We start from the raw sequence: 25,211 nt of genomic DNA on the forward strand, positions 1-25,211 counted from the left end.
CATAATTTTCAGTGGGCTAGGGTGTCCGAGGTCTAGTGGACTAGTAAAGGATTATTTTCCTACACTGTGCTATGGAAAATCTTTGATTTATAAAAAAGAGAGCGCTCATAATATTTTTTAGGCGTAGCCTTTCGAAAAATTATATGATACTTATCAAAATAACATAATAGCTAAAATTTAATTCATTTTGCCGTGAGGCATAGGGTTGTATAAATTTTAGTTTTAGTATTTTCGCTGGCTATCGCCAATAAAAGATTTAAGTTAAACCAAAAAAGATAACATAATTTCACGTTGTGAAATTATGTTATCTTTTTTAAATTGTAAAATTTTTCGTAATGTAATGAAGAAAAATCATCCTTTACTAGTCCTCTAGCACACTGTCCAACTAGCACACTTAAGCCATAAATCGCGGCACTTCTGCCGCAATTTATTCTTATGCTGCTTGTTCTTCAGCTTGTTTTTTGTTTTCTGGTCTATTATACTTTTTAGTAAATACTACTAATAACATTACTGATGCTATTATATATATAACTCCTGTAACATAATAAGCTTTTCCATATCCATTTTGTAGTGAGAATATAAATTGTTTTCCTAATACTCCAGCTACAACTTGTGCAATACCTTGAGCTACATATATAACTGCATTATAAGCTGGTCTAGCTTCTTTACTTACAAACTCCATTGGCAAAGCTTGTTGTACTGGCATAGCTGCATTCATAAATCCTGATCTTAAGAATAAACCTGTTCCTACTGCCATTACCATGTGACTTCCAAAAGCTGCTCCATTTGCTATAACCAACATAAATGGTATTGATACTAGAGCTAGTCCACCTAGAGACACAACTCTTCCTAATTTCTTAACAATCCATGGTGATACAAATATAAACATAACCATTGCAAAGTATTGGTAAGAAATAAGTGATGAAATAGTTGCTCTATCTATTCCCATTCTACTTAAGAATACTGAGAAGTAAGGAGTAATTAATGATGCTCCAAGTCTTATTAAGAATGCGAAAAGTACGAATAATACTATATATTTATTCAAGAATGCTTTCCAGTTCATTTTTTCCTTTGTTTCCTTTTTGACTTTCTTATAGTCTTGAGGAATTTCTTTTATTAATAATATTGGTACAAGTGTCATTGCTGCTACCACAGCGTATATTAATAAAGCATCTTTATGAGCTCCTATATAAGCTTGCAATTGTGTTGGATTAAAATCTGCTATCTTTTCTGTTAAAGTTTTTGCTTCTGCATATCCAATTCCTAATCTTGAAGCAAATCTATGAGATATTAATTTTCCACCTGACCATGTTCCAGCGATCATACCTAATATGTTTGTCCATAAAGTTGTTGAGAATATTTTTTCTCTGTTTTCTTCAGTAGTATAACAGCTTAAAAATGGTGATAATATAGCGTCGAACATACATACACCTATCATTATTACTGATGCTGCTATAGCAACTAACATAACTGAGCTTGACTTAGTTATTAATAATGTTCCTCCTATAAAAGCTATAGGTGAAAATGCTAAAACTTTTTTATAACCAAGCTTAGGTACTATTAATAAAAGAGCTGCACCACCATAAAAACCTATTCCCATTATTATTGACATACTAGCAGCTATTCCTTTTGTAGCTGCTGATGCATCAAGAAAAGTAACCATTGTATCAAGAGCTACTCCACCAAGCACTCCCATGAATATATATGCTATTATAAACATCCAACTATTAAAACTAGATCTCTTTTCCATTTCCATGTTTTTTTGCTCCCCCCCGATTAATCTAAAAGATTAATATCTTAAAACGTTTACTCCATGTTCACCTACCGCATTGCTCTATATTATATAAGTATAGAATCCTACGCTAGTTACACTTTTGAATAATAAATTTTTAGTTTATGTATAAATTTTTCATATTAAAGGATTTATTAAAATAATTTCAACTGCATAATATTTTTTCACAACATCACACTGGGCCCTAATGTGAGTTTTGAAATCAATTACAATATAATATATTTTGTTTTGAAAAGCAACACTTTGTCAAATAGTAGCATAATTGATTTTACAAAGTTAGACACATGCTTTTTTCTAAAAATATTATAATATTAAATTTAAAAAGCATTTTATCAATCCGTAATTGGCACATATATATCTGATATTGTTTTCCTTTGAAATACACATTTCTTCTATTAAGTGTCATTTCAACAGAAACACTTTTTAGCTATTTTACAATAATTTCAAAAATATTAATGCTATAATATTGAATTATTAAAATTCGAGTATTGCATATTTGTTATTTTTTTGCGAATTTATTACAACTTTTTTACAAGAAATATTAACTTATATAAAAAAATTTAAAAAAAAATAGATATTTTTCAGTCATTGTTAAATTTTTGTTCAATTAAAATTTACTAATATGTAATTATATTACATATTAGTATTTAAATTTTCAATAAAATTAAATACTACCTTTGTCGCTAATCTACATTCATCCACTTACAACTTGATCAACTTTCACATATAATTTTTAAATTTAACATCAAGTGAATAAAGAAAATACAAATATAATTTTTAATTTAAAATTAAGATTGAAATTCCTATATAATTTCTTGAATTTATATTTTATCCAAAACTCTTAAATGAGTTTTATCCTTCAATTTTCAATCTTTATTTTATAACTGAAAAAGTTGAATAATTAAATAAAAAGCTTTGAAAATAAGTTTCTTGGAAATTATAAACTTTGTTCACATATTATGAAGTAGGTATTGATATTTATATACATAATATGTTATAATTACCTAAGTTATTATATACAAAGGGGAGTAGCAGAAGCTTAAAAATGCTTTGAATTGTTCGTCATTACGGCTTAGCCCGGACAATTTACTCTAGGAATTGAGTTTGCAAGACCTTTGTCCTAATATTCTTTAGGACAAAGGTCTTTTTATTTATTATATTTCTTTATTCTTTTAAAAATTTATAATAAATTATGCAATTATATTAAATAATATGAAAGAGGTGAATAATAATGTGGTACAAAAAAAGTAAAGAGGAGACCATAGAAGCTTTAAATGTAAGAATTTCCACTGGTCTTTCTTCAGAAGAAGTAAAAAGAAGGAAGGAAAAATATGGTCTAAACCAATTAGCTACTAAAAAACAAAAAAGTCTCTTTAAAATGGTATTTGAACAACTAAATGATATACTAATATACATACTTCTAGCTGCCGCTGTAGCTTCAGGCTTTTTAGGGGAAATAAGTGATTCTATTATAATAGGAATAGTTATAATAATTAATGCAGTCGTAGGAGTTATTCAAGAATCAAAAGCTGAAAAAGCTCTTGAAGCCCTCAAAAAACTTTCCACACCTAAAGCTTTAGTTAAACGTGATGGTGAAGTAAAAGAAATTTCCTCAACAGAAGTTGTACCAGGAGACGTAGTAGTACTTGATGCTGGTAGATTCATACCTTGCGACTTAAGGCTTATAGAAACCGCAAACCTTAAAGTTGAAGAATCTGCCCTTACAGGAGAATCTGTTCCTGTAGATAAAAATGCAGACCTTTTATTAAATGAAGATGTACCTTTAGGTGACCAAAAAAACTCAGCCTTTATGTCCACACTTGTAACCTATGGTAGAGGTCTTGGAATAGCTATAGGAACTGGAATGAACACTGAAATAGGTAAAATAGCAAAAATGCTTGATGAAAGTGAAAATGAACAAACCCCTCTACAAAAGAAACTTGAACAATTAGGAAAAATCTTAGGTATAGGAGCTCTAGTTGTATGTGGAGTTATGTTTTTTGTAGGATTACTTCAAAAAAGACCTGCATTTGAAATGTTTTTAACTTCTATAAGTTTAGCTGTAGCAGCTATTCCAGAAGGATTACCTGCTATAGTTACTATTGTTCTGGCTATGGGCGTTCAAAAGATGATAAAGAGAAATGCCATAGTTAGAAAATTACCTGCAGTAGAAACCCTAGGTTCAGTAAATATAGTTTGTTCAGATAAAACTGGTACTTTAACTCAAAATAAAATGACCGTTACAAAATTCTTTGCAGACGATTCATTGTATAATATTGAAGATTTAAATCCAGAAAATCCTGTACAAAAACTTCTTATGGAAAATTTAATTTTATGTAATGATGCCACTTTTTCTGTTGAGTCAGAAACAGGCGATCCTACAGAAATAGCATTACTAGCTGCAGGAAATAAATTCAATATACTTAAAGAAGATTTAGAAGCTTCTCATACAAGAGTAAATGAAATTCCTTTTGATTCAGATAGGAAATTAATGACCACTGTAAATAAATACGGAGATAAATATTATGTAATGACTAAAGGTGCTATAGATAATCTACTTAATATAATAGATAAAGCCTATATAAATGGAGAATTTGTAACTCTTACTGAAGATCTTAAAAACCAAATAATAAAAGCTTCATATGCTATGTCTGAGGATGCCTTAAGAGTTCTAGGAGCTGCTTATAAAATTATAGATTCTCCTGATATATCTATAGAAGATTTAGAAAAAGATTTAACGTTCATAGGTCTTGTAGGAATGATTGACCCTCCTAGACTAGAAGTTAAGGATTCCATTTCTTTATGTAAAAGCGCAGGTATTAAAACTATAATGATAACTGGAGACCATAAAAAGACTGCTTTTGCCATAGCTAAAGAATTAGATATAGCTACAGATGAAAATGAGGCTATATCCGGTATGGAATTAGATAAATTATCTCAAGAAGAATTAAATAATAAAGTAGACAATTTAAGAGTATTTGCAAGGGTTTCACCAGAACACAAAGTTATGATAGTAAAAGCCTTTAAGTCTAAGGGAAATATAGTTTCCATGACTGGTGATGGTGTAAATGATGCCCCTTCTTTAAAATCTGCTGACATAGGTGTTGCTATGGGTATAACTGGTACCGACGTTGCAAAAGGTGCTGCTGACATGGTACTTACAGATGATAACTTCTCTACTATAGTTAAAGCCATTGAAGAAGGTAGAAATATATTTAATAACATTAAAAAATCTATATTATTCCTACTTTCATGTAATATAGGTGAGATAATAAGTATTTTCCTTTCCGTGCTTTTAAAATGGCCTACTCCACTTATACCAATACACATTTTGTGGGTTAACCTTATAACTGACACACTACCAGCTCTTTCTCTTGGTGTTGACCCTGGTGATCCTGGAGTTATGGATTCAAAACCTAGAAATCCAAAGGACAGCTTGTTTAAGGGTTCTATTGTAAGTTTAATAGGGAATGGAATACTTATAGGATTATTAACCTTAGCTGCTTTTGTAGTTGGAGTTAAAGTTTACACTAAATCTAGTGTCTTATTCCCATTATTACCAGATGTTATTGATGCTGATGCACTAGAACATGCTCAAACTATGGCTTTTGTTGTTTTAAGTGTATCTCAATTAGTTCACTCATTAAATATGAGAAATGAAACTAAATCCATATTCCAAATAGGATTCTTTACAAATAAACTTTTAATAGGTTCAATACTTATAGGTATATTCCTACAAGATGTTATAATAACTGTTCCTTTCCTAGCTAATATATTTAAAGTACATGATCTTAATGCTAAAGATTGGCTATTTGTATCCATACTAAGTTTAATACCTCTACTAATTAATGAAATAGCAAAAGCCATTAAAAAAGCTAGAAAGTAATATGTACCAAATAATAAATATAAAAGAACAACTATTAAATAACAAATATAATAAATACCAAATCTCAAAAATCAAAGATAATTAATAAACAAAAATAGGAAATATATTTTGCTAAATTCACTAAACATCACTGTACATGTTTAAATGCCGTCTTGCACAATATATTTCCTATTTTAATTCTTAATTTAATTGTATTTTGACAATTCATAACTATACATTGCCTTCCACCATTTGTCATTCTATAATTTGTCAGTTCTCAACTTTAACTTGTAAAATTCCTTCTTCTAGTACCTTTACAAATTTCACCAGGTATTCTTCCTCTAAATCTCGAAACCTATTGAATTCTGGGCTATCTATATCTAGAACTCCAAATACTTCATTATTTTTCATTATAGGAATTACTATCTCTGAATTACTTTGGCAATCACAAGCTATGTGTCCAGGAAATTTGTGTACATCTTCTACTCTTACAACTCTTTTTTCTTTCACTGCTGTACCACATACCCCCTTACCAACTTTTATTCTATTACATGCAGGTCTTCCTTGAAATGGTCCTAAAACTAACTCTCCATTTCTCATTATGTAAAATCCCGCCCAGTTTATTCTATCTAATATAACATTAATTATAGCTGAAGCATTAGATAAGTTAGCTATTAAATCCTTTTCTGAACTAATTTGTCCCTTTAATAACATAACCATATATTTATATTTCTGTTCCAAAGTCATTTTTTCGATTCCATCTAATTTAAACATTGCTGTGACCTCCTTATAGTGAACTCTCCCTCCACTTGCCTATGCTGAAGTGAGGGGTTCTTGATTAAAATAATTGCAAATAATCATATGATTATACCACAAAAAGCATTAGGTACATGAAAATAAATAACAAGTCAAAAATGCTGGTATATTTTGTGTCAGACAAGGAAGCAGGTTCCGCCGCTAGTAGAACTATCGGTTGGTTCTGTTGACGCAGTATGACGCAAAATAGACTAGCATACTGACTTGTCATTTATTTGAATGTGCCTTACATTACCTGAATTATGAAATTTTTCTGGAATGACTTTCATAAGAAGCGAAGGAACTGTTTAAATTTAATTTTAGAAATTCTTCTTTTAGACATATAAAATTATCGTAAGTCTGGCAAGAACGCCAGGCTAGCGAACCTGAGGCAAGACGCTGAATGTGAGCGTTAGATAATTTTATATGGCTAAAAGATTAGGATTTCTTAAATTAAATTTATTGTTCCTAGCTTTTATGAAAGTCATGAAGGAGAAATTTCATAATTGCCTCACATTATACCTTATTGTAGGTTAATCATCATATAAACTTTCATATAAAATACTAAATTCTGTATTCACAACTAAGCTCCACATAGTGCTGTGCTGACTTTTTAATACTATCTATTTCCTCTTCTGTAAGTTCTCTTACTACTTTTGCAGGCACTCCCATACATAAAACTCCTGAGGGTATTTTTTTATTTTGAGTTACTAAACTTCCAGCTCCTATTATAGTATTTTCACCTATTTCAGCTCCATTCAATATAATAGCTCCCATTCCCACCAAAACATTATTTTTTACTGTACATCCATGAACTATAGCTCTGTGGCCTACAGTAACTCCGTCACCTAATGTACAGGGTTTATCCATATCCACATGAACTACAGAATTATCCTGTATGTTTGTGTTCTTTCCTATATAAATTTTATTAGTATCACCTCTTAAAACCGCTCCATACCATATATTAGCTCCCGTTTCCAAGGTCACATCACCTATTATATCTGCAGAAGTAGCTATAAAAGTTTTCTCATTTATATTAGGATTTTTGCCCTTAAAATTAGTTAACATATATATTCACCTCTCCTAAAATCTTTTAATTAATTCTAATATATATATAAATCTTTTACAAGGCGCTTATATATATCTTCCAACAATATTAAAACTAGGGCATAACCTGTAAAGTAAATACCCTAGTTTATAAATTAACTTTTTAATAATCAGTAATCATTGGATCTGCTGCTTCGTTTATTCTTTTTTTCTTTTTTACATAAGCGTAGAAAGGAATTCCCATAACTGCAAGTAATAATCCATATAAACATACTTCAACACCTGATCCCGCCATAGCCCAAAAGGCATATATCAATCCTAAACATGGTGTTATACACTTTTTAATAACCGTAATTATATCTATTTCCTTATTTTCTCTGAATATTAACTTTATTTCTGACGCTGCTGCAAAGGCATAAACAGGAAGATATGCCACTGTAGCCAATAACATTATAAAATTAAACGCTGAAAGCATAGACTTTGTGTAATTCATAAGCAAAAGTACATTTGTAAGTACAGACCCTATTATTAAAGAAGCATATGGTGTATTGTATTTTGGATGAACTTTTGCAAATACTTTTGGAAATATTCCTCCCTCACCTGCTGCATAGGAAACACGAGCTGTTGCAAAAATCCAACCTGTAGTAGTGCCAATAACACTTATAATAGAAGCTATTAATATAAATTTAGTAATGCCGCTACCTAAAAATCTAGAAAATATTTCTATAATAGGTGCTGAACTTTTAGCTAATTGTTCTTGTGGTACAGCTCCCATAGCACATACACTTATAAGCATATATACAATTATAGCTATTACAATCCCTAAAATAGTACTTAACTTAATATTTCTCTCTGGATTTCTTATTTCACCTGCTGCTACAGAAGCACTTTCAAAGCCTGTAAATGCCCAAAGTGTACACACCATAGCTGCTGGCAAAGTACTAATTCCTTTTCCAGTTGGAAAAGCTGGTGCTAAAAATTGCGGATTAAAATAGCATGCAGTTACAACTATAAATCCAAAAAATAAAGCTATTTTAAATATAGTAATGGCCGTTTGAATGACACTAGCCTCTTTAACTCCGATTATATTTATTATAGTAAATATCCATAAAATGCTACTGGTATATACAAAGGATAAAAATGGACTTCCTGATATTGATGGTATTAAAGCTCCAGTATAACTAGCCACAGATGTTATTATAGCCGCATTTCCTATCCAAGAAGCATTCCAATATAACCATGCATTTAAAAATCCAACAAAATCTCCAAAAGCCTCTTTAGGGTACTCATAAGGTCCTCCTGTTTTAGTTATTTTAGACCCCAAATTTGCATAGGATAAAGCTAAAAATATAGAACCCATACCTGTTATGGTCCAAGCCATTATAGTAGCACCTGGACCTGTTGTGTTTGCTAAAGTGGCTGGAAGCATAAATATTCCCGAACCAATCATATTTCCTGCCACTAACATGGTAGCAGTTAAAAGGCCCATTTGTTTTTTAAGTGATATTTCCCTTTTCATCTTTAGTTTATCTACCTCCGCATTTAAAAATTAACATGCTAAATTTATCACAGTAAAGTACCCTATGTCAATAAAAAATGCATAATTTATCATTAAAACTTATAATTATAATTTTTAGATAAGTAATGTACGAAGTAAAAGGTAAAAAGTAAGAAGTAAGAGTTAAGGATAAAACTCAAGGAATTTTTTATAATTAATTTGTAAACAAATTCCAAAATAGCTATACTTCCCCCCTTCCATGAAACTTTAATAAATAATTTTCAATTTTATTTTTATTAAATCTTTATAAATCAGCAGTCTTACGCCAAAAAACTTTTTAAGCACTTAAAAAGAAAAGATATAACTACTTCATTTAATGAAACAATTATACCTTTTCCCACTATACCATTTATTTAATTAAAGATTTTCCGTAACATAGTAGAGGGAAATCCACCTTACCTCTTACTTAAATTCATTACCTATAACAATTTATATCCGTTTCTTCTTTAAGCTTTTTAAAATTAATTTCTTCCAACTCTTCTATGAGCTTTTCTTGAACTCTCATCAATGCATGATGCACTGCACATTTTCCATTTTTGTTTGCATTACATTCCTCTGGAGAATAAGTACATCGATTTATACATATAGGACCTTCTACTGCTTCTATAACATCTTTTAAAGTAATATTTTCTGGACTTCTTCCTAAAGAATATCCACCCTTTACACCTCTATAAGATTTAACTATACCTGCAGTCTTGAGCTTTCTTAAAAGTTTTAATAAAAATCTCATAGGTATGGATTGATTTTCAGATATAATCCTAGCCTCTAAAATCTTATCTTCTCCTAATATACTTAAACAAAGTACTGCTCTTATTGCATAATCTGATTCCTGAGTTATATTCATTTCTTCACTCCCACTTTATCCCATAGTGCAGCTACTGCAATATTCATTTTTAAAAATAAGAGTTAACAATAGCTATACAAATTCTAAGTTTTCATTGGAATAAAATCTCATCTAAAACTTAAAAAATCTGTTTATTTAGCTGAATTAAAAATCATTTCTATCATAAAATCGTAAAGATCCTTAACTTTATCATTTTTCTCTGGCATTTTTATATCCATCTTTTTATTTAAATCGAAAAGTACCATATCTATGTCATAAGTTACTTGTGCTCCTTCTAATACTAAATCCATATTAACCTTCTCACTTACAACATAATCGTCTTTTATTCCAAATTGGAAAGTAGCACCTTTATCTCCTATGATTTTAGGCATTTTATCTACATTTTCCAAGCTCTTTTTATAATCTACTTTTCCTTTTTCATCTTTTACAAGTATTTTATCTAGTACTGTTTCTAGTTGAGTTTTTCTCTTTTTATCTGAAAGGAAGGACTTTAAAAATTTCTTAAGCCCTGCATCATCCACTTTTATTTCATATACATCGACATTTTCTTTTTTACCATTTATATCTATATCTTTTTTACCTTGTTTTGTTAGCATTTTCTTTCCATTTTCTTCTACATAACCTTTTACGAATTCATTTAATCCTTCTTGTAAATTCGTCATGCTTTCTGTCATACCTTTTATATCCTCTTGAGGCATGGCTCCAGCTTGAGTTCCCATTTCTTTATTCATTTTTTCTACAGTATCTTTTCCCATATAGATATATTCTATACTTTTATTAGCTAACTGCATTTGACTTTTTAACTCTTCAGGTAATTTTATAAATATCTTATAATCATCCTTATCTAAATCTACAGAAGATATCATATTAATGTTTAATTTTTCACCCATAATATTATAATCAACATTCATATCCATCTTTGCATTTTTATCTTTTTCCGTAACAACCTTTCCGCCTATTTTCATATCTAAATTTTCTAAACCACCTGCAGAAGCCGCTTCTTTTCCTGAAATCTTTACTTTATAATCCCCTTTAAATCCATAGGATTTTAAATTTGAGTTATTATCAATAGCCTTAAATAACTTATCATTAGCTCCACATCCTCCCAGCAAAAATGTTACTAAAGCTAAAATTAACATAGAGCTAACTAACTTTATTTTTTTCATAAAATATTACCTCCTAATTCGTATATAATTATAATTATAACAGAATAACATATAATTACATATATAAATTTAAATAATTATTTACATTTTTTTATTTGGGAGGCAAATTATATACTTTAATCCATAAATAATTTAAAAAGAAAAGGTAAAGCTAGAAATTCATAAATAATTCTATAAAATAGAAGTCAGATAATTTGAATTTAGGTTATATTTATTTTATAATACAACATGTGGTATAACTTTTTCATACTATTAACTATATATAGTATATATTAAGGGTATAGTAAAGATAATACATGGAGGTGAAAAAAGCTGGCATTACCAGCGACTATATGAATGATATAAAAGATTTATTTAAAAGAGTATTTACAAAAGACTTAGAAAATCAAAATGATAAAACTGTTTACGACCTTTTTCAGTGGAAAAAAACTGATGTTATTTTAAAAGACCACAAAAGCGGTAAAATATTATTAGAGATGAAGGATTTAGAGTTTCCCATGCACTATTCACAAAATGCCTGTGATATTATAGCTTCAAAATATTTTAGAAAATCAGGAATTCCTAATAAAATAGGTTATGAAAACAGCATGAAAATGCTCTCCCATAGATTAGTGAGTTTTTGGTGTGAATCTTTAAAAGATGATGGAATTATAGAAACAGAAGAGGAATACTCCATATTTTATGATGAAATGGTTTATGGCCTTCTAAACCAAATGTATGCTCCAAATTCTCCTCAGTGGTTTAATACTGGCTTATCACTATGCTATGGAATCACTGGAAATAAGCAAGGAAATTATTATTTCGATAAAAAATCAAATAAAGTTGTAGAAAGCAAAGATTCCTACACTAGAACCCAAGCCTCTGCATGCTTTATATTATCTATAGAAGATAAACTTCTAGGAAAGCATTCTATTTCAGATCATTTTATAACTGAAACTAGGTTGTTTAAAGGCGGTTCTGGTACAGGAACAAATTTTTCTAATATAAGAGCTAAAAATGAAAATCTTTCTGGTGGAGGAGTTTCATCTGGTCTTATGAGTTTTCTCAAAGCTTTAGATAGAAATGCTGGTGCTATAAAATCTGGTGGCACCACAAGACGTGCTGCAAAAATGGTATGCCTAGACATAGATCATCCTGAAATTCAAAACTTTATAAACTGGAAAGCGAAAGAAGAGCAAAAGGTAAGAGATTTAGGAAAGATGGGTTATGATACTAGTTTTGAAGGTGAAGCTTACGAAACAGTTTCAGGCCAGAACGCTAATAACTCCATAAGATTTTCAGATTCCTTTATGCAAAAAGTCGAAAACTTAAATAATAATCCAGATGCAACTATAGAATTAAAAGGTAGAGTGGACGACTCTGTAAATAAAAAAGTTTTAGTTAAAGATTTATGGAATTCTTTTAATAAATGTGCTTGGGATTGTGCAGACCCTGCCTCCCAATTTGACGATACCTTTAACGCATGGCATACATGTCCTGCAGGAGAAGATGGAAAATTTGGTGCAAAACACAATAGAATTAATTCTACAAATCCCTGTGGTGAATATGCTTTTTTAGATGATACCTCATGTAATCTAGCGTCTATAAATATATACAAATTCTACGACCATAAATATAAAAAATTTAAAATAGACCAATACCTTCACTTAATTGGTCTTACACAATTAGTATTAGAGGCTTCAATAAATTGGGGTCAATTTCCTACAGAAGACATAGCTAGAAAAACTCATATGTTTAGAACCACTGGACTAGGTATTGCAAATATAGCATCATTATTTATGGTAATGGGGTACCCCTATGATTCAAAAGAAGCTAGGGCTTTAGCCTCTGCCCTTACAGGCATTTTGACAGGACATTCATATTATGTATCCTCACTAATGGCAAAAAAAATAGGACCTTTCCCAAAATATGAAATAAATAAGAAATACATGCTTAGAGTCATAAGAAATCACTGTAGAGTTGCCAGTGCCTTAAAGGATAATTTCGAAGGTTTAAACTATACTCCAGTAAAAGTTGACCATAGTATTTTAGAAAAAATGGGGTTAAATTACTTAGGAAATAGTTTAAAAGAAAGTTTTAAATCTGCTTTAGATTGTGGTGAAGAATATGGCTATAGAAATGCTCAAGTATCGGTTATAGCACCTACAGGAACCATATCCTTGGCCATGGATTGTGGCGCCACTTCCATAGAGCCTTATTTCAGTCACTTTGTATACAAAAAGCTTTCTGGCGGAGGCTACATGACCATTGTAAACCCTGTTATAGAAGAATCCCTTAAAAATTTAGGTTATTCACCTAATGAAATAAAGGAAATTATAGATTATATATTAAGAAAAGAAACAGTAATAGAAAATGACTTTCAATATGAAAAAATAGTGGATGGCAAGATAGAAGGTGCCCCTCATCTTAAAGAAGAACATTTATCTATTTTTGATACAGCCAATGTATGCGGCAGCGGAAAGAGATATATTTCCTACAAGGGTCACGTACTTATGATGGCAGCCCTAACTCCACTTATTTCTGGCTCTATATCTAAAACTGTTAATTTACCAAAAGAAGCTTCAGTAGATGATATTAAAAATGTTATATTAAAATCTTGGAAACTTGGAGTAAAAGGAATTTCCATATATAGAGATTCTTCAAAGGTAAGTCAACCTCTTAATAATACTCTAACAGATTCTAAAGAAAAATCTTTAGAAGATTTAAATTACAAAGAGCTACTACAAAAAGCCAAAGGATTAACTGAAGAATTGGATACATTAAAACATGAACATCGATATTCCACAAGACATAAACTTTATGGAATACGCCAAGGAAGAACTCATCCTGCTCAAATAGATAACGTAAAAATATACACTACAGTAAACAGAAATGAATATGGGGAAATATCTGAAATATATATAACAACTGATAGAGAAGGCACTACCATAATGGGACTTTTGAATTCCTTATCAAAATCACTATCTGTAATGCTTCAATATCATGTACCACCAAAAGACATCTCCGCAATGTTAAGAGGACAGATATACGAACCTTATGGTTTTGTTCAAAAACACCCATATATAAAATATGTATCTTCAATTTCAGATTTAGTTAGTAAAATAATAGATATAGAAGTTGGGGACTATAGTAGATGTCAAGTAAAACCAGAATATTTAACCAACGACACCACTGAAGGCTCTAAAGGGCTACTAGGAAGTCTAGATTTAAATGCCCTTGGAGGTAAATCTAAGCCTAGCTTAGATTTAAAAAAACCTGAATCAAAAATCAAAGATAATACTGAAGTTCTCAATAATATGAACTTAGAAAATATAAACTTTCAAGAAAATAAAAATTCTAAGTCTGAAAAATCTTCTAATAATAAAATTGAAGGTGAAAGACTTTACACAGAAATCTGTCCTAATTGTTCCAGCTCACGTATGGTACAAAATGGAACTTGTAAAGTCTGCTTAGACTGTGGATCAACCACAGGATGCTCATAAAATTATTAACTAAAAACTAATAGTTAATAATTCAACTTTCGCAGTTATAAAATAAAAATGTAAAATTTGCAGGTAAGTAATAGGTAAGAGCTAAGAAGTAAGAGTTAATGATAAAACTCAAGGAGTTTTTTATAATTAATTTGTAAGTAACAGGTAATAAGTAATAGTTGTGGTAAAAATTTATGAGCGTTCCCAAATTTTAGGTTTATTGAATTTCTTAAAGAAACCTTACCTTTTACCTATTAGTTCTTACCTGTTCACTCTTACTTCTTACTTTCTATTTCTTACTTCTTACTTTTTAACAAAGCTCACATCCTGTTTTATGTTTAAATATCTCCTTCATTTCCTCAAATACTTCCGGCGCTATAGGTTCCTGTAGCTTTAATGTTACTGAAAAATTAAATGGATTAAAAGATGGATTCTTTTTAAGCATAACTCCTTTTTCGCTACAAAGTGCCAATGCTAAATTAATAATTTCATTTTGATTACATGAAGTAGCTATTTTTATGTTCCAACCCATATTTTCTGAAATACACATTAATTTCTTTAAATATCTTTGACCCACCATAGGAGTTATAAAAGAAACTTCCATATACTTGTACTTTGATATATTCTTTATACTCTTTTTATATGGTCTAAACTCTTCATACATAAAACTATCATCTAAATACTTTATAGCTGCGTTTTGTTCCATTTCATTTACTCTTGAAGTTTTTATTACATCTTCATTTTCAAAATTACATTTGCTTCCCTGTAATTGATTTTTTATTTCCAATGTCATTCCTGTCTTATCATTAAATTCTTTAGCTTTATTTTCAATCTCTTGCTTATTATATTTTTCACTAAATGAACTTTCCTCATATAAATCTAATATTACCTTCTCCTCATCTAATTTATAGGATATTTTCTTTACACATGCAGGTTCAAATAAACTTTTTAACAACCTCTCTGCTGCATTAGTATTAAAACTATCACTTACAGTTATCTTCCAAGAGAATTCCTCTTGGAACTTCTCTATTAATTGATATATGTGCTCTGAAACTCTCTTTGGGAAATTAAAGTAAAGCACAACTTTCTTTTCTTCCATCATAAGACCAGCTTTTTTATAATCAAACCTTCCAAACCTTTCCTGAATAATTTGTGATATTTCATTAGGTTTTAATCCTTCTTTTTTTAAATTTTTCTCCACTTTATCTAAACTTTCAGCCTTAAATAAAAATAGTCTCCTTTCATCTGGTACGAAATAAGGTGTATTTAAAATAACCTTTTGTGCATTAAATATTTCCTCTTCTACAAATACTTTTTTTCCGTTCCAAATATAATAGAGTTCTTCTACTGTAAAAAGTCTATCTCCATAGTTTTCTGTTGTATACTCCCAAAGCTCTCTTATACTATTTTCACCTAAATTTTTACATCTCTTCATAGACTTTAAAGGAGATTTTTTTAGCTGCTTTCTTTTACTTTTAATATCAATATTATAACCTTCACCACTTTCTGGTGTGTATAGTTTTCCTTTAAACTCCTGCATAAGCTCTTTCGCAAAAGTTCCTATTATTTCTCTTTCACCATGAACTAAAAAAAGCTCCTTAGGTTGTACTCTCTGTACAACTCCTTTAATTTCACTTTTGTCTCCATGGGCAGACAAACCTACTCTCTCCACATGACACCTAACAGGTAGGATTTTTCCATTGATTTCTAAGCTCTTCTCTTCTTGTTCTTTTAGCAAATTTAAAAGCTTTCTTCCAGGAGATTCTTCATCCTGATATCCACTTATAACTATATATCCATTTTCCATAGAACATATTTTTTCTGCATAAACAGGACTCCAACCACCTGTTAACATACCAGAGCTGGCAATTATTATACAAGTTTCACTACCATTTATTATTTCATTTCTAATCTCTTTATTATCTACAGCAATTATACTCTCATCATAAAAAGGTTCTATTCCCCTTAATATTTTCTTACCTAAGGAATTTTTAAGATAAAGAGGATTTCTTTTATAGACAGTATTTATATCTTTAATCATTCCATCCACATAAACTTTTATCTTTTTAATTTCACCTTTATTCATAGCCTTTTTGAGCATTAATATAATCTCTTGAGCTCTTCCTAGGGCAAAGGATGGAATAAGCATCTTTCCCTTTACATCTATACATTTCCTAACCAAATCTATAAGCCTTTTCTCTTCTACCTGCCTATTAGAATGAAGCTTATCCCCATAAGTACATTCCAAAATAGCTACATCCGGTCTTAATTTAGGAAATTTAGCTCCTTCTACTGTATTTTGAGAAAATAATGAAAAATCCCCTGAATAAAATAATGCACCCTCATGGCTTTTTATGTACACACAAGAAGCTCCTGCTATATGACCTGCGTTGTAAAATGTGATTTTTATATCTGGAAGTATTTCAAATTCTACTCCATAATTTATAGTAAATATTCTATTGAGCATATCTTCAACATTATTTTGTGCATAAAGAGGTATCTCGCTTTCTCTACTGTTCATAATTTTTAAACTATCATATAATAGAACCTTGGTTAAATCCTTTGTCATATTATTCATATATATTCTAGCATTTGGATATTCCTTACTTATTATCGGAAGGGAACCTATGTGATCCATGTGAGCATGGCTTATAACAATAGCATCTATTCCACCCTTCTCTTGTATAGTTCTGAAATCTGGCAACGGATCTTTACTAGCACTTTGTCTTATTCCGCAATCTAGCAATATATTTTTATTACAAATCCTCAAAAGTATAGAGCTAGCACCAACTTCCCCAGCTCCCCCTAAAAAATAACTATTCATACTCAATCACTTCCTTAAAATCTCTCACTTTTAAATTTATTTTTATGCATAAATCAATAAATTTTTTTTATCATATTTTCAAAACCATATTTTATAGTATTTAAAAATTATGTATATTTTTTTACAATATTATATTTTGTGTAAATTTTTTATAATGTATATTGATTCATATAAAATATTATACTATAATTAAATTGTTAATATATTGAATATATTAATAATTTATATTTCAGGTTATATTTATACATATTTTCTTGAACTTTATTCATAATTGTCTTTTTGAATTTATTCATAATTATGCTTATTTATTCACATAGGCTGACCTCTAAACTTCAAGTATGTTTTTACACCCTTAAAACTTACAAATTACTATTTATATTTATATTTCTACTTATTATTATCTCATTATTCTATATAACATATAAGTATTATGATATATATCCTTAAGATAAAAATTTATTATAGGAGTTGATAATATGAACCTTTCAGAGAAAAGAAGAAAACTAAAAAAGCAAATAACTAATTTACAAACTAAACTAAACAACTCCGTGATTTGCGCCGATGATAATTTAGGCAATAACAAGCTTATCCTTAAAGCTAGCATGGAATTAGACGAGCTCATAAATTCATATATGGATCTGTTAAATAAAGATATAGATAAAGACTATTGATATAAATTTATCATTACATCAATAGTCACTTCTCTAATTATTATCTTTTTTCATAGCCTTATTGGGCTTAGCTTTTGGTTTTATTACATCTTTTTTATTGTTCTTCTTTTTATCATAAGGACTTATATATCTACCTTTAGTCGCATCGGTTTGGATGGCTTCAGATCCCTTCATAAATCCTTTTAAATCCATATACCACAATAAGAATATAATACTTAAACCTGATAATATAATACCTAAAGCACCATAAGGATTTACCCTTAAAAATGATTGAACAACTATAGTAGATAGACCTAATACTAACACTATCCATTTATGTTTTACTTTGATTTTTCTTAAAACATATCTTTTTAGCAAATTATAAGCTATCAACATAACAATAGAAAAAGCTAATAATTTTAGTATAGCCATAAATATTTTCATTTACATAACCTCCTTAAGTCCTAATTATAAGCCTCATATTAATAATTTTATCATAAAATTCACTATATATGTAATTAAATATTTGTTTTACGTATTAAAATTATTAAAAGTGTAAATAATAACTATGAAAATTATTATTAGAAGGAGATGTTTAATTTTGAGAACATTAGATAATATTGCTCTTGTATTAGTTATAATTGGAGCAATTAATTGGGGACTTATAGGATTCTTTAGATTCGACTTAGTTGCTGCTTTATTTGGTAACTTAAGTACATTTTCAAGAATAGTATATGCCCTTGTAGGTATAGCAGGTCTTTATGCTATTTCCTTCTTCGGTAAGGATAGAAGGGAAATAGAGGAATAAAATAAATTTAATCCCCAGTTCTAATTTCAACTCTCCAAATCACTACCATAAGTATTTGAAGTCTGAAATTAAACACTGGGGATTATTACTTATAACTTATCTGCACACTAGGCAACTAACACACCCATCCAATATTCTAGCAAGCTGGAACCCTACCTCTCGCTAACACTCTAACACCCTGGCCCACTAGCACTCTGGCAAACTAGCCCCCTAAATATGCCCTTCTACAGGTTTTCCTATAAATCTAACAATAGCAAATAGAATAAGTGCATCTAATAAAAGAACTATATAAACTGGCATTCCTAAAGTAACTGGTATATATCCAAATATTCCTGTAACAAAAGCTACACATAGTGAATATGACATTTGAGTTTTAACGTGCTTAATGTGATCGCAGCCTGCTCCCATGGAAGATAATATAGTTGTATCTGAAATAGGAGAGCAATGATCTCCAAAAATAGCTCCTGTTAAAACTGCACTTATACTAATGGTTAAATATCTAAAATCCCCTGTACTCATAGCACTGGCAAGAGGTATTGTAAGCGGCATAAGTATTCCCATAGTTCCATAGGAAGTTCCCGTAGCAAATGATATTATAGACGCCATTATAAATATTAAAGTTGGAAGTAAAAATATTGGTATTTTATCTGAAAGCATAGAAACTAGAAATTTAGCAGTTCCCAAATCTTTTATAACACCACTTAATGACCAAGCTAAAAGAAGTATAACTCCTGTTATAACCAAAGTTTTTGTTCCTTCAACCCATGTATCTATGGCCTCTGAAACTGTAAATATTTTTTGCGCAACTCCCATAAATATAGCAACAATACTTGCAAATAAAGCTGATTGGAATAAAACTATACTAGCATCAGATGCGCCAAAAGCCTCCCTTATAGCTGCAAAAGATGCAGGAGCAGTATTAAATAGATCTATCAGTGCTTTATCTTCTCCTGCCATAATAGCATGATATCCATTTAAGTAAAATCCTATAAAAGCTCCAACTATTAATACTAAAATAGGTATTATTGCATTCCAAACATTTAACTTAATTCCTTCCTTAGGCTCTAATTCTTTAGAATCTATATTATCTAATTCTTCTGTTTCACTTCTATTTCTAGCATCTCTTTCAAACTTAAGCATAGAACCAAATTCTCTAAGAGTTATAGCTGTAAATACTATAAATAATAAAATTAGTATATTGTAAAATCTATATGGTATAGTAGAAATAAAAGCGTTGTATGCGTTGGTCTTTGCTCCTATTTGTTGAAAACCATCTTTTATTAAGCTAACTTCATATCCTACCCAAGTAGATATAAGAGCTATACCTGCTATAGGCGCTGCTGTAGCATCTATTATAAAAGCTAGTTTTTCTCTAGATATTTTCATCTTATCCGCCACTGGACGCATTATAGGTCCTACTATAAGTGAATTGGCATAATCATCAAAGAATACAAATATTCCTAAAATCCAAGTAATAATTTGAACACTTACAGGGGATTTTGCCTTTTTGGACAAAGATTCTGCTATAGCCTTTGCTCCACCCATTTTAGATATAAGAGCTATAAGCCCTCCTATAGTCAAACACTGGAGTATTATTCCCGCATTCCAAGGGTCTGCAAGAGATTTTAAAATCTCATTTACAACCATTAAAAATGCATTTGGTATTACAGATAAAATATTAACCCCGTTTAGTTCAAGTAAAATCGCTCCAGAAAATACTCCTAAAAATAAAGACAAAACTACATTTTTAGTTATAAATGCAAGTACTATTGCCACCACTGGTGGAACTAATGTCCAAAATCCAAATTTCTGAGCATTTAAAGCAGCTTTATCCACTTCCTCAGCAAAAACAGTTAAATTTACTGAATAAATCATAATAAATGTAATTAGTACAAATAAAAATCCTTTTCTTCTCATTTTCTTCTCCTCCTATTAGTTTTGGAAGAGAACTAGTGAACAACTAAAAAAGGCCTTGAGCTAAACTCAAGGCCGAATACACATTAGGATACGCAAGAGAACTACATACTGCAAAACAATATAAAATGTTCTCATTTAAAATTCCTTAACGCGTAAACATTGTTGACCAATAGCTCTCCACAAATAATTGCTTACTTGTGACAGTGATACACATATTTTATGTATCCCCAGCATTGAAGATTTTAAGCATCCTCTCCAAGCTTCGGCAGTATTTCCTTTCCTGCTACTTCATAGTGCTTACCTCTGTAGCAATACTCTTAAACACTGCACCTCTATTTTCACAAATATTTACTTGAAAATAATTATATTTGTTTTTATTTAAAACTTATGTAAATGCATTTACCTATGTGTTGATTATAATAAGCTTTACCATCTATGTCAAGAGTTTTTTACTTCTAGTATATTGCATTTTGCGGGTTCTGCTGACGCAGTATGACGCAAAATAGACTAGCATACTGACTTATTATTTATTTGAATGCGCCTAAAATTCTTTAATTATATATAAAAAGTAGTATACTTAATAATATACTGCTAATAAAAAATTACAAGGGGTGATTTAAAATGACTGATTTACCTATAAATTATAAAATAGTAGAAACCACCATAGATGAGCTTTTAAAATTCTTTAAAAAATCTACTATAAGAGGATATTGTAAAAGCTGTCCAAATTACCAAAAGGTTTGGTCTTGCCCACCTTATGATTTTTCTGAAGAAGAATATATAAATGAATATAAATTTGCATATATAATAGGAGCTAAATTAAATTACAGTAATATACAAGATCAGATAAATAAGCTTATTTTAAACAAATTTGATAATATTCACATATCCACAAACATATACTATTCTTTAAGAAAAATTGTTGATAAAAAAATGTTTTCTGTGGAAAATTTATTCACTGATTCCAAAATACTTCTAGGAGGTAAATGTACTTTATGCACTGAGTGTTCAAGACAAAAAAATAACCCTTGCCTCCACAAGGATAAGTTAAGATATTCCTTGGAAAGTTTGGGTTTTGAGGTTTCATCTATAACTGAAAACATTCTAAAGGATAAAATAGTATTTACAGGAGATTCTCTCCCACCATATTGTTTGTCTATATATGCTCTTTTATCAAAGAAAAAGCTTTCAATAGAAGATATTACACTACATCTTTAATAAAATAAAGTTAATTCAGGAATTTCAATAGTAGCGCTATTTGCACTTTTATATTGATCATGTATTTTCTTAATCTTTTCGAAGTTTTTTTCTATAATATCAAAGGAACTTGATGGATAACCCTTAATCTTCTTTCCACTTTCATATGCCTTATTCATAGTAGAAAATCCCTTTTCTACATCTGATGCTCCAATTATATAATAAACAGCTATATTGTTTAAAGTTAAGATATCTTCTTTATCTTCCTTATAGGCCTTATCTAAAAGTTCCTTTACCTCCTTATATTTTCCTTTATAAAAATAGAAAACTGAAAGAGTTCTATAATATTTAGTTTCTGTTGGGTTTAATTTAATACACTGCTTTAAAATTTCTTCACCCTTTGAATTATTACTATCTAGATATATAGTAGCAATATTATATTTAATTTCACTATTATCCTTTTGTAATTTTTCTGCAATTTCATAGTATTTTATAGAATTCTCTATATCTTCTTGAACACTCCAAAAATAATTTCCTGCATTCATCATTACATTATAGTTAAAAGGCTCTCTATAAAAAGCCTCAGTGTAATAGGCAACAATAGAGTTACTATTTTTATCTTCACCTAATATTTCTGGCATTAAATATCCATAATTATCTGTGTATAAAGAATTCTCATCTATAGATTTTAAACAATATTCCTTTGCTTTATCCTTTTGCCCCTTTTTTAAATAGTACCAGGCTATAGAATGATTAGCTACATAACTATCCTTATACTTTTCTTTAAGTTTTTCTTCTACCTTTTGTCCATTATGAAAATCTCCAACATTACTATATATAGATAGTTTTATCATATTATAGCTTAAGCTTTCCTTATTTATATTTTCATCTCTTAAGAGTTTTAATGCTTCTTCACAATTTTCAGGCTTCAAAGAATAAACTTTTGCTAGCCAAAGGTTGTACATAGTACCATCTTCTTTTTCTTTAGTGCCTTTTTTAAGAGTATTTATTTTATTTACAGTTTTAGTAAAATCAGAAGCTGCCATTTGAGAAATTGTATCATAAATTATTATATCATCTTTATTTTTTTTATAAGCTTTTTTTAAGCTTTCTATTCCTTTGTCCACATCTCCAATAGCTATACATAATTTGCCATACTCAGCTAAATCTTCTGAAGACTTTTTACTTATAGGATAGTTCTTTAAAAGTTCTTTAGCTTTGTCATTTTTCCCCTCCATATGATATAAAGTTATCATATGATTTAATATCACTTTATTTTTAGGATATAATTTTACTCCTTCCTCTCCTTCTTTCAAAGCTTCCTTATATTTTCCCTCTATGAAATAATTAGATATTACATAAGAAAGTGCTTCTTCATTTTTTGTATATTTCATGGCCTTAACTTTATCCATATACTCTTTAGATTTATTTTCATCACCCTTTATGTAATATATTCTGCTTATTTTTGCATAATACAGGGAATCCTTCTTTTTTTTCTTAGCTAATTCATTATATTTTACTATTGCTTCATCATATTTCCCCTGCAAAAATAAATTTTGTGCATTGTTCTTCTCTTTTTCAATTAATTTAACTTCTCTTATATTTATAAATATTAAGACTAATAGTAGCACAGCTCCTAAAACAAGCCATTGCTTTTTACCAATTTTTTTCATGAAATTCACCTCTTTATTATTTTATCAGAAAATTTAAACAAAGTCATAGATTTTTTAATAATAGATTTCTAGTGTAAAATTAAAAATAGAAGTTAAAATTTCGTGGTAATTACTTTAATTTATATTTTATAAAAACTGCAAAAGGAGTCTTCTTCTTAATTTTTAATTTCAAATTTTAAATTATGATTTTACAACTATAAAAATCGAATTTTGATGTACATATAAACAAAAATTTATAAATTACTATATAATAAAAGACACTATTACATAGACTTTTATATGTTAATATTATAAAATTATACTTGTATAGTCCGAGGTAATTTATATTAGAAATAATAAAATTTAATAAATAAAGGAGGATGAAAATGGGAGCTAGACAAACTAGGAAAAAACGTAAATTAAAAATAAAAAACATAAAAAGATTTTTTCTATCTTCAGCCTTATCCTTATTAGTACTTATATTGCTTTTTGCAGTTATATATAGCAAACTAGGAAATAAAAAAGTTTCTAAAAATACTAATGGAAATAAGGATATTTCCACAGAAAATAAAGACAAAACTAATAAACAACAAGATTCTAAAAAAGATAAAAAAACATCAAAGGAAGAAAACAAAGAGGATACTTATTCTGAAGTTTTAATAAACTCTGTGGGAGATTGTACTATAGGAACAGATACTAAGTTTGCATATAGTACCAGCCTTCCTTGTATACTTAAAAATAACAATAATGACTTTTCCTATTTTTTCAAAAATGTATCTAGTATCTTTAAAAGCGATGACCTTACTATAGCTAATTTAGAAACAACTTTTACTAATGCTACTGTTAAAAAACAAAAGACTTTTAACTTTAAAGCTGATCCTTCATATGCAAAAGCATTAAAATTAGGTTCCATTGAAACTGTAAATATTTCAAATAACCATATATATGATTATTTAGATAAAGGTTTTCAAGACACCAAAAAAGCTCTAGAGGCTCAGCAAATACCTTACTTTGGAGAAGGTGAAAAAGTTATTAAAAATGTTAAAGGTGAAAACTTTGGTATTCTTGGCTACCAGGCCTGGTCAGACAACAAAGATTTTTTAAGTAAATTAAAGAAAGACATAAATGAATTAAAAAGCAAAAACTGCACAGTTATTATAAATTTTCACTGGGGAATAGAAAGACAATACAAGCCAAATGCTACTCAAACAAATATAGCTCATTTTGCCATAGATAATGGTGCTGATCTTATAATAGGTCATCATCCTCATGTAGTTCAAACTATAGAAAAATATAAGGATAAGATAATATGTTATAGTCTAGGCAATTTCTGTTTTGGTGGAAACTCTAACCCAAGTGATAAAGACACATTTATTCTAGGTACTAAATTTAAATTTAAAAATCACAAACTTCAGGGATATGAAACTAAAGTCATTCCTTGCAGTGTATCTTCAAAGCCCAACACCAACGACTATTGCCCAACGCCAGCTAAAGGCTCTGAAAAAGAAAGAATTTTAAATAAGATAAAAAATCTATCACCAACATATAAAAATAATATAAAAGATGAATTTATTTCTGTAACCAGCAACAAATGATTAAAATATTAAGCTAATTAAACATAGATAA

Annotated in this window: 16 protein-coding genes and 1 riboswitch; of the genes, 6 read left to right on the forward strand and 10 right to left on the reverse strand. The window is 29.4% G+C overall.

Annotated features, from left to right (window positions below; translation table 11 throughout):
* Positions 1 to 433: 433 nt before the first annotated feature.
* Positions 434 to 1,756 (reverse strand): MFS transporter, encoded by a 1,323-nt coding sequence (locus C1715_RS06325; RefSeq protein WP_102399730.1) that lies wholly within the window; start codon positions 1,754 to 1,756, stop codon positions 434 to 436.
* A 1,267-nt stretch (positions 1,757 to 3,023) separates the two neighbouring features.
* Here C1715_RS06325 and C1715_RS06330 point away from each other — a divergent pair.
* Positions 3,024 to 5,678, forward strand: coding sequence for a cation-translocating P-type ATPase (locus C1715_RS06330; protein WP_102399731.1), 2,655 nt, complete (start codon positions 3,024 to 3,026; stop codon positions 5,676 to 5,678).
* A 249-nt stretch (positions 5,679 to 5,927) separates the two neighbouring features.
* On the opposite strand, the gene C1715_RS06335 is transcribed toward C1715_RS06330, so the two are convergent.
* From C1715_RS06335 to C1715_RS06355, 5 genes are all read right to left on the reverse strand, one after another.
* On the reverse strand, positions 5,928 to 6,431 hold the full coding sequence (locus tag C1715_RS06335; protein ID WP_102399732.1) for a GAF domain-containing protein: 504 nt from the start codon (positions 6,429 to 6,431) through the stop codon (positions 5,928 to 5,930).
* Positions 6,432 to 7,016: 585 nt separating this feature from the next.
* Positions 7,017 to 7,520 carry a gamma carbonic anhydrase family protein gene (locus C1715_RS06340; RefSeq protein ID WP_102399733.1) on the reverse strand — a complete coding sequence of 168 codons (504 nt, stop codon included), beginning with the start codon at positions 7,518 to 7,520 and terminating at the stop codon, positions 7,017 to 7,019.
* Between the two features lie 142 nt (positions 7,521 to 7,662).
* Positions 7,663 to 9,018 (reverse strand): APC family permease, encoded by a 1,356-nt coding sequence (locus tag C1715_RS06345; protein ID WP_102399734.1) that lies wholly within the window; start codon positions 9,016 to 9,018, stop codon positions 7,663 to 7,665.
* Positions 9,019 to 9,472: 454 nt separating this feature from the next.
* Entirely contained in the window at positions 9,473 to 9,901 is a 429-nt protein-coding gene (locus tag C1715_RS06350; protein WP_102399735.1) for an RrF2 family transcriptional regulator, read from the reverse strand.
* Between the two features lie 131 nt (positions 9,902 to 10,032).
* On the reverse strand, positions 10,033 to 11,067 hold the full coding sequence (locus C1715_RS06355) for a hypothetical protein (RefSeq protein ID WP_102399736.1): 1,035 nt from the start codon (positions 11,065 to 11,067) through the stop codon (positions 10,033 to 10,035).
* A 332-nt stretch (positions 11,068 to 11,399) separates the two neighbouring features.
* Between C1715_RS06355 and C1715_RS06360 the strand changes: the two genes are divergently transcribed.
* Positions 11,400 to 14,549, forward strand: a complete 3,150-nt coding sequence (locus tag C1715_RS06360) for a vitamin B12-dependent ribonucleotide reductase (protein ID WP_102399737.1) — start codon at positions 11,400 to 11,402, stop codon at positions 14,547 to 14,549.
* A 298-nt stretch (positions 14,550 to 14,847) separates the two neighbouring features.
* Here C1715_RS06360 and C1715_RS06365 read toward each other — a convergent pair whose 3' ends face one another.
* On the reverse strand, positions 14,848 to 17,361 hold the full coding sequence (locus C1715_RS06365; protein WP_102399738.1) for an MBL fold metallo-hydrolase: 2,514 nt from the start codon (positions 17,359 to 17,361) through the stop codon (positions 14,848 to 14,850).
* A gap of 476 nt (positions 17,362 to 17,837) precedes the next feature.
* Here C1715_RS06365 and C1715_RS06370 point away from each other — a divergent pair, with 476 nt between their 5' ends.
* On the forward strand, positions 17,838 to 18,032 hold the full coding sequence (locus C1715_RS06370; RefSeq protein WP_102399739.1) for a Spo0E family sporulation regulatory protein-aspartic acid phosphatase: 195 nt from the start codon (positions 17,838 to 17,840) through the stop codon (positions 18,030 to 18,032).
* 33 nt (positions 18,033 to 18,065) lie between these two features.
* Here C1715_RS06370 and C1715_RS06375 read toward each other — a convergent pair whose 3' ends face one another.
* Positions 18,066 to 18,455: a hypothetical protein gene (locus C1715_RS06375; RefSeq protein WP_102399740.1), complete on the reverse strand. Its 390-nt coding sequence runs from the start codon at positions 18,453 to 18,455 to the stop codon at positions 18,066 to 18,068.
* 157 nt (positions 18,456 to 18,612) lie between these two features.
* Between C1715_RS06375 and C1715_RS06380 the strand changes: the two genes are divergently transcribed.
* Positions 18,613 to 18,819: a DUF378 domain-containing protein gene (locus C1715_RS06380; RefSeq protein WP_102399741.1), complete on the forward strand. Its 207-nt coding sequence runs from the start codon at positions 18,613 to 18,615 to the stop codon at positions 18,817 to 18,819.
* A 210-nt stretch (positions 18,820 to 19,029) separates the two neighbouring features.
* Here the strand turns inward: C1715_RS06380 and C1715_RS06385 are convergent, their stop codons facing one another.
* A complete protein-coding gene (locus C1715_RS06385) occupies positions 19,030 to 20,736 on the reverse strand; it encodes a Na+/H+ antiporter NhaC family protein (RefSeq protein ID WP_102399742.1) in 1,707 nt (568 codons plus the stop codon).
* A gap of 162 nt (positions 20,737 to 20,898) precedes the next feature.
* A riboswitch (Lysine riboswitch) is annotated at positions 20,899 to 21,079 on the reverse strand.
* Between the two features lie 278 nt (positions 21,080 to 21,357).
* On the opposite strand from C1715_RS06385, the gene C1715_RS06390 reads away from it, so the two are divergent.
* A complete protein-coding gene (locus C1715_RS06390; protein WP_102399743.1) occupies positions 21,358 to 21,954 on the forward strand; it encodes a DUF2284 domain-containing protein in 597 nt (198 codons plus the stop codon).
* Here C1715_RS06390 and C1715_RS06395 read toward each other — a convergent pair.
* Positions 21,951 to 23,606 carry a tetratricopeptide repeat protein gene (locus C1715_RS06395; protein ID WP_102399744.1) on the reverse strand — a complete coding sequence of 552 codons (1,656 nt, stop codon included), beginning with the start codon at positions 23,604 to 23,606 and terminating at the stop codon, positions 21,951 to 21,953. The genes C1715_RS06390 and C1715_RS06395 overlap by 4 nt on opposite strands.
* 365 nt (positions 23,607 to 23,971) lie before the next feature.
* Between C1715_RS06395 and C1715_RS06400 the strand changes: the two genes are divergently transcribed.
* Positions 23,972 to 25,180, forward strand: a complete 1,209-nt coding sequence (locus C1715_RS06400) for a CapA family protein (protein ID WP_102399745.1) — start codon at positions 23,972 to 23,974, stop codon at positions 25,178 to 25,180.
* Positions 25,181 to 25,211 lie beyond the last annotated feature (31 nt).

The sequence above is a fragment of the Haloimpatiens massiliensis genome (assembly GCF_900184255.1).
Classification (GTDB): Bacteria; Bacillota; Clostridia; order Clostridiales; family Clostridiaceae; genus Haloimpatiens; species Haloimpatiens massiliensis.